Consider the following 14,198-nt stretch of genomic DNA (forward strand, 5'->3'; position numbering starts at 1 on the left):
ATTATTCGGAAACAGGCATGAGTGGATTCTTCACCAAGCGGTCAAAAGGCAAATCTGGAGCCCGGAAGAGGGGCTCACCGCCGAAATCGGCGAATGATGTCGCTACGCCGCGGTCTGTTTCGCGCCTTGAATTGCTCGACAGCTTCGAGAACGCCGGTCTGGGTTGGTTTTGGGCGAGCGACGAAGCAAACCGTATTATCTACCTGTCTCCTGCTGCTTTGGAAAAGCTGGGTCTCACCGAAGCCGAAGTCTTCGGACAGCAGCTCGCGGATTTTTTCCTGCAAGACGAAGAGCATATTCGCGAGGGGCGTCCGCTCAAATTTGTCCTGAGTGCGCGCAACTCGATCACCCATCATCCCGTGAGTATCGCCAATGGCGGCAATGATCCGCAGTTCTACTGGGAACTGACGGGCATTCCGCAGTATGATGAAGAGAGAAATTTCACAGGTTATCGCGGCAGCGCGAAGGACATAACGTCCACGCGCGCATCCCAGCTAGATGCGGAACGGATGGCCCAGTACGATTCGCTGACCGGGTTGGCAAACCGTCACCGGATGTCCAAGCGGCTGGCATCTACGCTCAAAGCCTTTCACGCATCGCAGAGAAGCTGTGCGTTGTTCATGCTGGATCTGGATCGCTTCAAGCAGGTGAACGACACGCACGGTCACCCTGCCGGCGACGACTTGCTGAAGCAGGTTGCAAACCGGATCGAACGCATTGTCGGCAACAAGGGCGAAATCGGCCGCTTGGGCGGCGATGAATTCCAGATCATGCTGCAGGATATCGACGACCGCGCCGAACTGGGCGAACTCGCTGATCGCCTTATCAAGATGATTTCGCAGCCATATCAGGTGAACGATGCCCGGGTAACCATCGGAACGTCGGTAGGTATTGCGGTCTCGCCCTTTGACGGGGTCGAACCTGAAGAACTGATCAAGGCTGCTGACCTTGCGCTGTATGGGGCGAAGAACAAGGGCAAGGGCTGCTACCGCTTCTACAACGTGGACATGCGTGACGGGGCACAAACCCGCAATCAGATCGAGACGGATCTGCGCAGGGCGATGGAAGAGGGCGAATTGCGCATGTACTATCAGCCGATAGTCAGCGCCAAGGATCATAATCTCAAATGCCTCGAGGCATTGATCCGGTGGGAACACCCGGAGCGAGGCTTCATTCCCCCGTCGCAGTTCATACCGGTCGCCGAAGAGATCGGCATGATTATCGAACTAGGTGATTGGGCGCTGCGCGAGGTTTGCCGCGAAGCATCGACCTGGCCCTTTGAACTCCGCGTGGCTGTCAACGTTTCGGCCATCCAGTTCGCGCACGACGACTTTCCGCGGAGGGTCAAGGAAGCGCTGCAGGATACTGGCATGCCAGCGGCCCGGCTCGAGCTCGAGATTACCGAAAGCGTTTTCGTCGGCGATGCAGCGCGAACCCAGCAGATATTCGAAGAACTCAAACGGATTGGCGTCCGGCTGGCACTGGACGATTTCGGTACCGGATACTCTTCGCTGAGCTACCTCCAGAAAGCGCCGTTCGACAAGATCAAGATCGACCGTGCATTCGTCCAGGGCGCGACTGAAAAGGGCAACAACAACCCTGCGATTATGTCGGCAATCGTCAGCCTCGCGGAATCGCTGAAGATGGAAACGGTCGCTGAAGGTGTCGAAACGAAAGACGAATTGAACCTGGTGAAGGAGCGGGGCGCGAGCCACATCCAGGGGTTCATATTCTCGCCGGCAATTCCTCACGATGAGCTGCTCGAACGGCTTGAGACCAAGCAGTTGACTTATGAAGCTCGCGGACCCGAGCGCTTCCGTGCCGAACGCAAGAGCGTTTATCGCCGGGTGGGTATGATCCATGAAGATCATCGCTACCATGTAGTGATGCGCGACCTTTCCAAGACGGGCGCACGGGTGGAAGGCCTCCTCAATGTGCCGATCGGAACCAACGTGGTATTAGATCTCGGTGGCGGTCAGCTCGCTGTTGCGACTGTGAGGCGTTCCGACGAGTTCACCCAGGGGCTCGAATTCGAAATGCCGCTGATAAGTGACGGCTCCGATGGCCTGTGCACCAGGCACCGCGTGTCCCCGTACGAAATTGCGTCAGCGTCTAACGCGCCTCTCGCGAGCCTTCCCGAAGATCCGTACGCAATCCTGATGGCAGAAAACGCGGCCAACGGCACGCGGAAGCAGTTCATGGAAGTCGATATCAGCAAAAATTCGCATCGCAGAAAAGCTGGATAAGGCGCAGCACCCTGATGGCGTTAGGCTAAAAATAACCATTTTATCCTAGATATCAGCCTACCAATTCAATCTTGTTGAGGTCTACCCGCCATGGGGGCCATGCCCTTTTCGAACCTGTTTTCATCGCGCAAGGACGCTGGCGGTCTCTCGGGACTGACCAATTTCGGCGCTGAAGACAAGCTGCGCATCGTCGACGAGATCGAGCAGAGCGGAGCGCTGGGTTTCTGGGCGACCGATAAACAGGGCAATATCGCTTACCTGTCGCCTCCGATCGCACTTCGGTTGGGCATTGCGATGGACGAGGTAATAGGCACCGCTTTTCAAAAAATACTGATCCCGATAGAGGGCGAAGCAGACGGGCGCTCGCTCGGCCTGAAGCTGAACACTCGCAAATCTTTTTCGAATCTGTCGGTTCAGGCAAAAGACCCGCGTAACGATGCCGTGCTCAGCCTGTCGGGCAGGGCGCTCTATGACGAGCAGACCGAGTTCACTGGCTTTCGTGGCAGTGTTGTCGATATCACCGACGACTTCCGCGCAGAGGAAGAAGCAAACCGGCTCGCCAAGTTCGATTCCTTGACAGGCCTCGCCAATCGCCACCGCATGGAACAGCGCATCGATTCCACGCTCCATACGTTCTGCGCTGCAAAGCGCTCTGCTGCATTGATGATGCTCGACCTCGACCGCTTCAAGCAGGTGAACGATACCTTGGGCCACGCCGCCGGTGACCAGCTGCTGCAGCAGGTTGCGGACCGTCTTGGTAGCGCGGTCGCGGGACGCGGTGAAATCGGCCGGCTAGGCGGCGACGAATTCCAGGTCCTCATTCCCGACCTCGACGATCGCGGCGAACTCGGCGAGATTGCCAAGAAGATCATCCAGATGTTGTCGCAGCCCTACTCGGTTGAAGAAGGTCGCTGCACGATCGGTTGTTCTGTCGGCATTGCAATCGCACCTTATGATGGCGTGCAGCGTGACGAACTGACCCGTGCCGCCGACCTTGCGCTTTATGCATCGAAGAATGGTGGCCGCGGCCAGTTTCGTTTCTACGGCGCTGATCTCGAACACGAAGCGAACCTGCGCAAGCGGATGGAAGAAGATCTCGCCGCTGCCATCGAGGCGGGCGACTTCGCTCTTGAATACCAGCCAATCGTAGAACTTGGCAGCAACAAGGTGGTTGGCCTGGAAGCAAAGTATTCCTGGCAAGATGAAGATCGTGGCCGCGTGTCGCCCGATACCTTCCTGCCCATTGCTGAAGGCAGCCGCTTGATCATTCCCATCGGCGAATGGGCTTTGCGCAAAGCATGTGAAGACGCGGTTCAATGGCACGATTCGCTGCGGCTTTCGCTCAACATTTCTCCGGTCCAATTCGAAGCCAACGGGTTTTCCGAGATGGTGGAGAAAATTCTCGGAGAGACCGGTCTGGACCCATCCCGGCTCGAGATAGAACTCAATGAATCCGTTCTCTTGGGCGACGCGTCCAAGGTGGATGTAACGCTGAGCCACCTGTTCAAGCTGGGCGTCCGACTGACTCTGGATCAATTCGGAACAGGAAAATCTTCGCTCGCGTATTTGCGCCGAGCGCCGTTCAACACCCTCAAAATTGGCGCGAATTTCTTTGAGCCGGTCATGGGCAACGACCTCGGCGACATGGAACTGGTCCGCGCGGTAGTCGCGCTCGCCCATGCTCTTGGCATGGAAACAGCGGCTTCTGGCGTGCACGCCATGCCGCTGATGGAAGAGCTGCGTCATCTCAAGGTGAACCAGGTACAGGGCTTCGTTTTCTCGGATGCGATGCCGCAGGAAAGGGTCCTGGAGGAAATCGCCAATGGTGACTGGATCCTCGAGCCTACCGATCAGGGCAATCAGCGCGCCAACCGCCGCACGGTATTCCGCCGCATCGGATTGATCCACGAAGATCACTACTACGATGTCACGCTTCGCAACCTGTCCCGTTCGGGGGCGATGATCGAGGGCATCGAGGACGTGCCGGTCGGAACAATGTTCGTCCTCGATTTTGGCGGCGGACAATTGGCGGTTTGCACGGTTCGCCGCACGATGGGCGACACCCAAGGCCTTGAATTCGAACAGGAGCTTGTGGACGATGGGGCAGGGGGCCTTTGCACCCGCCACCGCGTCAGCCCCTACGAACTCGCAGCTGCCGGTGCGCCGCTGGAAGCCTTGCCGGCGGGCAAACATGCGATGGCAAATGCACAGTCCGGAGCGCCTGCAAGCTACGCCAAGTTCAAGCTTTCCAAGAACGCGCCGGGGCAGAACTAATCCCGCGTTTCGGCGGAGACGCGATTACGGCTGACACGGCAGTTTTGCGGCGCTAAAGGCGCTTTGCAATGACTGACCTTTCCAAGATCCGCAACTTTTCCATTATCGCGCATATTGACCACGGCAAGTCCACGCTTGCTGACCGGCTGATCCAGCAATGCGGCGGGCTGACCGAGCGTGAGATGTCCGAGCAAGTCCTTGATAACATGGACATCGAGAAAGAGCGCGGCATCACCATCAAGGCGCAGACCGTGCGCCTCAATTACACCGCCAAGGACGGCGAAACCTATGAGCTTAACCTCATGGACACGCCTGGCCATGTCGACTTCGCCTACGAAGTCAGCCGCAGCCTCGCCGCGTGCGAAGGCGCGCTGCTGGTCGTTGACGCTGCCCAGGGCGTAGAGGCGCAGACCCTCGCCAATGTCTACCAGTCGATCGAGCACGATCACGAAATCGTCCCTGTCATCAACAAGATCGACCTTCCCGCCGCAGAACCCGACATGGTCCGCAAGGAGATCGAGGATATCATCGGCCTCGATGCGTCGGACGCCGTCCTCACCTCCGCCAAATCCGGCATCGGCATTGAAGACACGCTCGAAGCGCTGGTCAAACGCATCCCACCGCCCAAGGGTGAGCGCGACGCGCCGCTGAAAGCCATGCTGGTCGACAGCTGGTACGATCCCTACCTCGGCGTGGTCATCCTCGTCCGGGTGATCGACGGGGTCATCAAGAAGGGCCTCAACGTCAAATTCATGCAGGGCGGCACCCAGCATTTGATCGACCGCGTGGGCTGTTTCACGCCGAAGCGTGTCGAGCTGCCGGAACTCGGCCCGGGCGAGATCGGCTTCATCACCGCGCAGATCAAGGAAGTCGAACAGGCCAAGGTCGGCGACACAATCACCACGCTCAAGGGCGGGGCGGAAAAGGCGCTGCCGGGCTACAAGGAAGTCCAGCCGGTGGTCTTCTGCGGCCTGTTCCCGGTCGACGCGGCAGACTTCGAAAAACTGCGCGACAGCATCGGCAAGCTGCGCCTAAATGACGCCAGCTTTACCTTCGAAACGGAAAGCAGCGCCGCGCTCGGCTTCGGCTTTCGCGCAGGCTTCCTCGGCCTGCTGCACCTCGAGATCATCCAGGAACGCCTGACCCGCGAATATGATCTGGACCTGATCACCACCGCACCGTCGGTGGTCTACCGCATCCAGCTCAACAAATCGCGGACCGATCCGGCGCAGGAAATGATGCTGCACAACCCCGCCGATTATCCCGATCCCAGCCGGATCGAACAGATCGACGAACCGTGGATCAAGGCAGTCATCTACACGCCCGACGAATACCTCGGCTCCATCCTGAAACTGTGCCAGGACCGGCGCGGTATCCAGGTGGACCTGACCTATGTCGGCGGCCGCGCACAGGTGACTTACGAGCTGCCGCTGAACGAAGTGGTGTTCGATTTCTACGACCGCCTCAAATCCATCAGCCGCGGCTATGCCAGCTTCGACTACGAACAGATCGGGCTGCGTCAGGGCGATCTGGTGAAGATGAGCATCCTGGTGAACAACGAACCGGTCGATGCGCTGTCCATGATCGTCCACCGTGATGTGGCCGAGGCGCGTGGACGCGGCATGTGCGAACGGCTGAAGGACCTGATCCCGCGCCATCTGTTCAAGGTGCCGATCCAAGCGGCCATCGGGGGCAAGGTTATCGCCCGCGAAACCATCGCCGCCATGCGCAAGGATGTGACCGCCAAATGTTACGGCGGCGACATCAGCCGCAAGAAAAAGCTGCTGGAAAAGCAGAAAAAGGGTAAGGCCAAAATGCGCGAGTACGGCAACGTCAGCATTCCGCAGGAAGCGTTCATCGCTGCACTGCGGATGGGCGACGAATAAACCGCCTGCTTCCGCTTGCTATTTTCGGGGCGCCCGCCGCCCCGCCATACCATTCCAGCCGGACCGGATCCGGCCAACCAGAAACGAATTGAGTAAACATGGCTTCTTTCAAGCAACCCACATTTCAGGAACGCACCGCACTTGCCGAAAAGGCCCGCGAGAAAGCCCTGAAGAAAATGGCCGCCAAGGCCAAGGCACCCGTCGATCCGGAACTGGCCGAGAAGCGCAAGGCCGCACTGGCCGCCAAGGAAGCCGCCGCCGCCGAAAAGAGCGCCGCGCGCCGCGAAGCCATCGCCAAGGCGAAGGAAGAGAAACTGGCCGCCGCCAAGGCGAAAGCCGAAGCCGACGCCATTCCGGAGCCGACCGAAGCAGAACTCAAGGCTGCGCGCGATGCGAAGTATGCTGCGCGGAAGAAGCGGAAGAAGGGCTGAACCTAGCCCTTTCTGCTAGCGCGCTTGCGCGCAGTGCGCTTGTTTTGCTTTGGCGCGTCGGAGAGAGGGTTCACCAATTTCTCGTAGAGGCCGAACAGGTGCTCCACCCGGTCGCGGTCGCTTTCGAAGGGTGCGCGGCGATAGAGCCGGTCGACCGCTGTATCGAGCGCGGCATGCGCCTTACGCAGATTGGCGGGCATGGTGTCGGGATCGTAGAGATCGGCAAGGCTGGAGGTTGGATGCTCCTCGCGCGCGTCGAGTACGGCTTGGGCAAGCTCTTCGATTCTTTCGCGCTGGGCAGGCGAGGCTTCGGGCCAGGGGAAGGTGTTGTAAACGAGGCCGATTGAGTAGCGGTATCGGCTTTCGAGGCGGCCTCCCACATGACTGAGCCAAGCCATATTGGTCCGGCTGGTAAGAATAGCGAAATCGTAGAGTGTCGCGTCTTCGAAAGTTTGCACGAGGTTGGAAGGAAGTGTGGGAGCATCGAGCCAACCAATCGGAACGTAATCCCTTCGCTCGGAGCTGACCTCTGGAAATACTAGAAACTTGTCCTTCGGAATCGTAGAAACTTCGAACTCCGTTGGAAATTTTGCCAACTTTTTTGTAGCTGCTTTTTTACTCGTTGCCCTAAATTCGCTGACGCGACGCAACCGCTCGACTACGGATGACATCCTGCGAATTTCGGCAGGGGAAGCCGAAGACAACGACAAAATCCAGCGATTTGAATTATGTATATATTCGCGAGACCCGACCAAGGGGACTAAGTATGTTGCCGCTGCTGGCTCATTGGCGAGAAAATCGGCTTTCTCATTGTTGTTAAAAATGAGGTGTCCACCATCGACAATCTTGCTTCCCATTCTCATAGCTTTTGGGGCCGACAGCGGCTTACGCGTATCTTTGACTACAAGATGTCGATCCGACGCACCCTTCGCATCAAACAAATACGTCGTCAGCGCCGAATGCCGACTTTCGACAGGGTCGGCCTTGATATCCGGATAACTGAAGAGCCGTTTTTCCTTTGGCTCGAAATTTCTGTGCGTTAGGCCAACGATCACCACATGCACATGCGCTTTACCGCGCGCCTCGCTGAACCAGTTGAAGGTCCGGTGCGCGAACGCGATTTCCAACCCATAGCGGTCGAACAGGACCGGCCATAGCTGTGCTACCTGTTCGCCCTGCGTTATAGAGTTGGTGGAAACGAAAGAAATGCGGATGCGGTTATTCTCTTGAAGGTACGCGCCCGCTTTCAAGAACCAAGCCGCCACATAGTCCAGCGATCCGGCTCGCCCATTGGGCGCATCAATGATGCGCGCCATTTGTGCGCGCTGCGCCTTGGACTGATAGCTTTGTCCCACAAAAGGCGGGTTCCCCATCACGAAGCTGCATTTCTCTGCCGGAAGCACATCGTTCCAGTCCAACTCAAGCGCGTCGCCATGGCAGATCGTCGCGCCGCCGGACAGCGGGATGCGGGCGTAGTTGAGGCGGAAAGCTTCGTTGATTTCGTTATTCGCGATATGGTCGGCCATCCACATGGCGACCTCGGCGATCATCGCCGGAAATTCCTCGTATTCGATGCCGAAGAACTGGTCGACCGTGACGCGGGTCATCAGCTCCGCATCTATTCGCTGATTGCCATAGAGTTCCTGGAGACATTCCAGTTCCAGCCGCCGCACCTCGCGATAGGCGATGACGAGGAAGTTGCCGCAGCCGCAAGCCGGATCGAGGAAGCGCATACGAGACAGCCGCGCCTGAAATTCCAGCAGCAGCTTTTCCTTGGCCGTCTTGCGTGCCTTCAGCGCTTCCAGTTCCTCGCGAAGATCGTCGAGGAACAGCGGGCCGATGACCTTCAGGATATTCTCTTCGCTGGTGTAGTGCGCGCCTTTCGCCCGGCGTTCCTTCGCGTCCATGACGCTCTGGAAAAGACTGCCGAAAATGGCCGGGCTGACCGCTGACCAGTCGTGACGGCAGGCATCGAGCAAATCCTCGCGCATCTTGGCATCGAAAATCGGGGTGCGCAGGTTCTCCCGGAAGAGCCGCCCATTGACATAGGGAAAGGCCGAAAGCTCGCCCGAGAGATTAGCTTGCCGCTGGTCTTCGGGAGTGTCGAGCACTTCGAACAATTCGTTGATGACGCGCCCGACATTGCTGCCGTCAGGTAGCGTGTCGTTCTCGATCAGTTGGAGGAAGATGTCCTTCGGCTGGAAGATGCCGGTGTCGTCGGCGAACATGCAGAACAGCAGCCGCACGAGGAAGCGTTCCAGATCGTGGCCGGTGTAATTATTGTCTTCTAGCGCATCGTGGATGCGGCCCATGAGTTCGGCCGCCTTAATGGTGACCGTTTCCTGACGCTCAAAACTGACCTTCCTGCCGAGCATGAAATCGAAGGCGGTAACGTGCTTATGCAGGTCGGCCAGCCGGAACCTAAGCTCCTTGCCGCTTTCCAGATCGAGGAGGTTCCAACGCTGGAAATCGCAGGTCAGTATCCAACGGGGTTGTTCGGTTGGGTGGACACCGTTCAGGTAATCGAGCGCTTGGCCTTGTGCTCGATCCAGTCTCAGTCCGGCGCTTTTCTGTTCAATCAGAAGTGTGCGGGGCCAGAACAGGTCGATGAAGCCCTGTTTGTTTTCGATCAGCTTTACGCGCTGTTCGTAGACCGCAACCTGACGTCGTTTGATGCCGAAGACTTCGAAAAAGTCATTGTAAAAGCTCTGAGTCTCGCCCTTTTCGTAGTGGGCGTCATCCCATTCTTCGCTGAAGGCTTTGGCGCGCCGCGCGATTTCGTCCCATCCCAGTCTCATGCTCGATCTATCGAATTAAGTGCGAGGAATAACAAGACGTTTTCAAACCTTATACCTAATCCCACCCCTCATCCTTGAGGTCCCGCCACTTCGGGTTCTCCTGCGGCTCATCCAGTTTCGGCAGCGGGCCCTTGCGCCAGCCGGGCGGGGGTAGGAGCCTGGACTCGTCCTCCTCCTCCTGCGCGCGGGGCGAGGACTTGGCGTTCAGCGGGTGGGCCGGGTCTTCCCACCATTTGTATTCCTCCTCCCTGTCCAGATCGGCGAGGCGGCGGTATTCGGCGTAGGCGGCGCGGGTGCGGGGGCTCATGTGGTCCAGCTGGCGTTTGCGCATCGCGGTCAGCTTGGCGTCGATGGAGGCATAGGTGGCATCCTCACGCTCGCCGGCGGTGGCGCGGCGTTCGGCCTCCCATTCCTTGCGCGCTTCTTCCAGCCAGCCTTTCTTCAGCCGCTCGACCTCCATCTTGCCGATCGCGTTCATGCACTTGGCCCGCCCTTCGGCAAAGCGATCGGAGGCGCGGTTTCTCAGCATGAACATGAGCAGGCGGTCGTTATAGGAGGTGCGCGTGCCGACCAGCTGGCCATAGGAATACACGGGCACCTCCACCCCGTTCAGCGCGCGGTCCATCGCCACGTCCTCGACCCGCTGCATGCCGAGATCGAGCGCGGCTTCCCATGCCTTGCGGAAGCTGTCCGCCCCGGGCTGGCGGCGCAGGAGATAGGCGCCGTGCGTGCTGCGGCGGACCATGCGGCAGGCAGAAGTCACGCTGCCGGTATCCGCCAGCGCCTCGATAAAGGCGCGCTGGACATGGGGTTTCCAGCCGTTGCTACGATCCTTGAGCCGGGGAACCGGGGTAAAGGCGGGCAGGGTGGTGCGGGGCGAAGGTGTGCGGGGTGTGTCGTCCATCAGCGAGGATGGAGCAGAAACGGGCGGAGTAGGAAACCGGGGCGGGTCGGCAGGAGCCCGGGCGGGAGGCCTAGGCTGCGATGTCCTTGAGGAAATCGTTCACCGCTGCATCGAGCTTCAGCAGCTGCTCGTTCACGCTCGAGAAGGCGTCTTCGACGTTGTTGGCCTGACTGTCGACCTGCTCGGCCGAACTGCGGATCGAGGACACGGTGTCTGCCATGGCGCGGGCAGTCATCGCGGTTTCGTCGATCATGCTGGCAATAGTGGTCACCTGGCCCGACTGATCTTCCATCGTGATTTCGAAATTGGCGGTGGAAGATGACACTTGGCCGATGCTCTGCGCGATCGCGATGTTGGCATCGACGGTGCGACTGCCCGATGACTGGATACCGGCAACCTGGCGCACGATTTCGTCGGTAGCTTTCTCGGTCTGGCGGGCGAGCGCTTTAACCTCCTCGGCGACAACCGCGAACCCGCGCCCTGCAGCGCCTGCGTGAGCCGCCTCGATCGTGGCGTTAAGGGCGAGCATGCGGGTGAGGTCCGCCAGATCGCGGATCATTTTCACAACTGTCTCAATCTCGGAGGTGTGCTGGCTGAGGGCGGCAATGACTGCGCTGGCGCTGTCCGCTTCGCGCGCGGCGTCGGTCGAGACACGGCTGATCTCGCTGACCGACTGGCGGGTGGTGTCGATGCTGTGCACCAGCGTAGCGGATTCCTTCGCGGCGTTGTTCATGACCTGCGCGGATTGTTCAGCTGCCGAGGCGATTTCTGCTGCATCTACTACCAGCTGGCGAGTAGAATCCTTGGCCCGGCCGGCCATCAGGCTGATTGCGCTACTGCGCTTCGTGGTTTCGGATACGAGCTCCGCGATTGTGGAGCGGAATTGTTGCGCGATCTTCTCGCGCCGTTCGGCTTCGCGGTGCATCGAGATGCGGTTGACCCGTGCGACAGCCAGCTCACAAGCCATGTGATTGACGGCACCAAGTATCGCGAGGCGACTGGCGCGCTCTGCGCTGTCTGCAGCTTTCTCGCTCGCAATGCCGGCTGCGCGTGCGAAGCAATCCTGCATCATTGCAATTACGACATATGGCTGAGCATCGTTTTCGGTGATCCAGCTGCCGACACTTGCAGCAACGCGCATCCAGTTGTTGTCAATTGGCCTGCCAAGGTGAACGATCATGCACTCATGAAATGCACTAACCGTGGCTGCCACATCGCAACCTGCAGATACCTGTCCAGCGACGATGGCTTTCAGCAGCCGCGGCTCGACGACCTCCATCACCCAATCGAGGCGGGGTTCGACCTCGGTCCAGATCTGTTCGAGCAGGCGCAGCGCATCAGGGGTGCAGCCGAAGACTTCAAGCCGCTCCTCAACGTGGATTGACGCGCTCTTTCCCCTGGCCTGATCAGACATTCGCACTCCCACTCAAAGCTGTAATGAGCGGGATACGCTAGGGAATTTACATTGTGGTTAACGCCTCGTAGCGGCCTCTACGGCCGGATTTGGCCATCCCCGTGAACCAGGTATTTGAAGCTGCACAACTGCTCCAGCCCGACCGGACCGCGGGCGTGCATCTTGCCTGTTGCGATGCCGATTTCCGCACCCATGCCGAACTCGCCGCCGTCGGAGAACTGGGTGGACGCATTGTGCATTACGACCGCGCTGTCGACTGCGAGCAGGAATTTGCGAGCGGCGGTATCATCTTCCGTCAGGATGGCGTCTGTGTGATGGCTGGAATGCTTCTCGACCCAGGCGATCCCGTCATCGAGACCATCGACAATCTTGATGCTGGCGATGGGACCGAGATATTCAGTGTTCCAGTCGTCTTCGTTGGCAAGCTTGATCCGGTTATCGAGAGCCACGGCTTCGGCATCGCCGCGCAGTTCGCAATCGGCACCCATCGCGTCAGCAATTTTTGGCACGAACTGGTCCGCAACGGCCCGGTCGATCACAATACTTTCGGTTGCGCCGCAGACACCGGTCCGGCGCAGCTTGGCATTGTGAATGACCTCGACCGCCTTGTCGATGTCGGCAGCCTCATGGACATAGCTGTGGCAATTGCCGTCGAGGTGCAGCAGCGTTGGCACGCTTGCCTGATCGCGCACCAGTTCAACCAGGCCGCGTCCGCCGCGCGGGATGACCAGGTCGACGAACTCGTCCGCCTTGAGCAAGGCTGCAACAGCGGCACGATCAGTCGTTTGCACTGTTTGAACTGCGTCCCTGGGCAGGCCTGCTGCAACGAGGCCGCTCTGCATCGCTTCCACGATGACCCGGGTTGAATGGCGGCTCTCGCTGCCGCCCCGCAGGATAATCGCATTCCCGCTTTTGAGGCAGAGGGCCGATGCATCGGCGCCAACATTTGGCCTGCTTTCGTAAATCATCCCGACCACGCCGATGGGCACGGCAACGCGTTCGATCTTCAGGCCATTCGGACGGTCGAAAGTCGCCAGATTACGGCCCACGGGATCGGGCAGTTCGGCAATTTCTTCAAGTGCGCAGGCCATGGCTTCGATGCGGTCATTGGTCAGGCGCAGGCGGTCGATGAAGCTCTCGGGCTTCTTGCCCGCAACGCTGGCCACGTCCCTGTCATTCGCTTCAAGCAGGGCTGGGGCTGCTTCACGAAGCGCCCTCGCTGCTTCGCGCAGGGCAGTGTTCTTGGCGTCGGTGCTGGCGGAAACCAGTCCGCGTGCGGCCTTGCGGGCGCGTTCGCCAAGTTCGTGGATATGGATCTGCGGGTCGAGTGTCTGGTCGGTCATAGTATCTCTTTATCAGTTCAATGTGGCGGGCGGGAGGCGCTGTTCAATCAGCGAAGCTCGACCGCCCGGTCGAAACAGGCTTGCAAGGTCGCGCGCAGCCGTTCGGTCAGTCCGCCGTCGCCGTTCAGCGCATCGAGACCTGCCGCTGTCGTGCCACCCTTGCTGGTGACGGAGTTGCGCAGTTCTTCAAGCGGAGGTGCGCCTTGCGCGCTTGCCATCTCGATTGCACCGCCCATCGTGCCAAGCACCATTTCCCGCGCTTGCTCTTCCGAAAACCCATGCTCCATGGCGACTTCGACATAGGCACGGGCGATCTCGAAGACATAACCCGGGCCGGATCCGGCCACTGCGGTCACATGGTCCAGCTCTTCTTCGGTTTGCACTGTTACTGTGGTCCCGGCACGCGCCATGAAGTCCTGAGCGTGCTGGAGATGAGCGCTGCTTACGTCCGGCGCCGGACAGATCCCGCTTACACCGCGTCCGATGGCGGCGGGCAGGTTCGGCATCACGCGGATAACCGGTGCGCCATGGAGGACCTGCGCCAATCGCGCCGAGGTGTAACCAGCTGCAATCGAAATGACATAGCCGTCATCGCTCAGGTGCTGTTTGTAAGCGGGCATGACATCGTCGATCATTTGCGGCTTCACCGCGACTATGATGCAATCGAAGCGCTCTTCACCCAGTGCCCCGCGATCAGCGAGGAGGCTGGCACCGCCAGGAACGCTGTTCTGACCCGGATCGATAACGGTGATCGCCTCCGGCCCCTTGGACCATTGTTCCAATAGAGCGGAGCCCATTTTTCCGCATCCGACAATAAGAACAGAATTAATAATAGTCTTTTGCCATTTCCGCACGTCTCGGTGCATTTAATAAGTAAACAGTTCTTGTAACAACTAGTTGTA

Annotated in this window: 9 protein-coding genes; 4 read left to right on the forward strand and 5 right to left on the reverse strand. The window is 59.1% G+C overall.

Annotated features, from left to right (window positions below; all coding sequences use genetic code 11):
- The first annotated feature begins 17 nt into the window (after nucleotides 1–17).
- The 4 genes from K3166_RS05255 (at nucleotide 18) to K3166_RS05270 (ending at nucleotide 6,837) form a co-directional block, all read left to right on the forward strand.
- The gene (locus K3166_RS05255) at nucleotides 18–2,246 is read left to right on the forward strand and encodes an EAL domain-containing protein (protein WP_221423616.1); all 2,229 of its coding nucleotides are present in this window, start codon (nucleotides 18–20) and stop codon (nucleotides 2,244–2,246) included.
- A 90-nt stretch (nucleotides 2,247–2,336) separates the two neighbouring features.
- Nucleotides 2,337–4,520 carry an EAL domain-containing protein gene (locus K3166_RS05260; RefSeq protein WP_221423617.1) on the forward strand — a complete coding sequence of 728 codons (2,184 nt, stop codon included), beginning with the start codon at nucleotides 2,337–2,339 and terminating at the stop codon, nucleotides 4,518–4,520.
- Nucleotides 4,521–4,588: 68 nt separating this feature from the next.
- The gene (gene lepA, locus K3166_RS05265; protein WP_221423618.1) at nucleotides 4,589–6,406 is read left to right on the forward strand and encodes a translation elongation factor 4; all 1,818 of its coding nucleotides are present in this window, start codon (nucleotides 4,589–4,591) and stop codon (nucleotides 6,404–6,406) included.
- Nucleotides 6,407–6,504: 98 nt separating this feature from the next.
- Nucleotides 6,505–6,837: a DUF6481 family protein gene (locus K3166_RS05270; protein WP_221423619.1), complete on the forward strand. Its 333-nt coding sequence runs from the start codon at nucleotides 6,505–6,507 to the stop codon at nucleotides 6,835–6,837.
- A 2-nt stretch (nucleotides 6,838–6,839) separates the two neighbouring features.
- On the opposite strand, the gene K3166_RS05275 is transcribed toward K3166_RS05270, so the two are convergent.
- The 5 genes from K3166_RS05275 to K3166_RS05295 all read right to left on the reverse strand — a co-directional run bounded on the left by K3166_RS05275 (nucleotide 6,840) and on the right by K3166_RS05295 (nucleotide 14,162).
- Nucleotides 6,840–9,635 (reverse strand): class I SAM-dependent DNA methyltransferase, encoded by a 2,796-nt coding sequence (locus K3166_RS05275; protein WP_221423620.1) that lies wholly within the window; start codon nucleotides 9,633–9,635, stop codon nucleotides 6,840–6,842.
- Nucleotides 9,636–9,690: 55 nt separating this feature from the next.
- Nucleotides 9,691–10,539 carry a hypothetical protein gene (locus K3166_RS05280; protein ID WP_221423621.1) on the reverse strand — a complete coding sequence of 283 codons (849 nt, stop codon included), beginning with the start codon at nucleotides 10,537–10,539 and terminating at the stop codon, nucleotides 9,691–9,693.
- 70 nt (nucleotides 10,540–10,609) lie between these two features.
- On the reverse strand, nucleotides 10,610–11,953 hold the full coding sequence (locus K3166_RS05285; RefSeq protein ID WP_221423622.1) for a methyl-accepting chemotaxis protein: 1,344 nt from the start codon (nucleotides 11,951–11,953) through the stop codon (nucleotides 10,610–10,612).
- Between the two features lie 77 nt (nucleotides 11,954–12,030).
- Nucleotides 12,031–13,296, reverse strand: a complete 1,266-nt coding sequence (locus K3166_RS05290; protein ID WP_221423623.1) for a glutamate-5-semialdehyde dehydrogenase — start codon at nucleotides 13,294–13,296, stop codon at nucleotides 12,031–12,033.
- Nucleotides 13,297–13,343: 47 nt separating this feature from the next.
- Entirely contained in the window at nucleotides 13,344–14,162 is an 819-nt protein-coding gene (locus K3166_RS05295) for a pyrroline-5-carboxylate reductase family protein (RefSeq protein ID WP_221423624.1), read from the reverse strand.
- Nucleotides 14,163–14,198: the final 36 nt, after the last annotated feature.

Source organism: Qipengyuania psychrotolerans (genome assembly GCF_019711355.1).
Lineage (GTDB): Bacteria > Pseudomonadota > Alphaproteobacteria > Sphingomonadales > Sphingomonadaceae > Qipengyuania > Qipengyuania psychrotolerans.

Excerpts from the sequence above, each read along its gene's own strand:
- K3166_RS05255 (WP_221423616.1), top strand. The coding sequence starts at position 18 with ATGAGTGGATTCTTCACCAAGCGGTCAAAAGGCAAATCTGGAGCCCGG.
- K3166_RS05275 (WP_221423620.1), bottom strand. The coding sequence starts at position 9,635 with ATGAGACTGGGATGGGACGAAATCGCGCGGCGCGCCAAAGCCTTCAGC.
- K3166_RS05260 (WP_221423617.1), top strand. The coding sequence starts at position 2,337 with ATGGGGGCCATGCCCTTTTCGAACCTGTTTTCATCGCGCAAGGACGCT.
- K3166_RS05280 (WP_221423621.1), bottom strand. The coding sequence starts at position 10,539 with ATGGACGACACACCCCGCACACCTTCGCCCCGCACCACCCTGCCCGCC.
- K3166_RS05285 (WP_221423622.1), bottom strand. The coding sequence starts at position 11,953 with ATGTCTGATCAGGCCAGGGGAAAGAGCGCGTCAATCCACGTTGAGGAG.
- K3166_RS05270 (WP_221423619.1), top strand. The coding sequence starts at position 6,505 with ATGGCTTCTTTCAAGCAACCCACATTTCAGGAACGCACCGCACTTGCC.
- K3166_RS05290 (WP_221423623.1), bottom strand. The coding sequence starts at position 13,296 with ATGACCGACCAGACACTCGACCCGCAGATCCATATCCACGAACTTGGC.
- K3166_RS05295 (WP_221423624.1), bottom strand. The coding sequence starts at position 14,162 with ATGCACCGAGACGTGCGGAAATGGCAAAAGACTATTATTAATTCTGTT.
- lepA (WP_221423618.1), top strand. The coding sequence starts at position 4,589 with ATGACTGACCTTTCCAAGATCCGCAACTTTTCCATTATCGCGCATATT.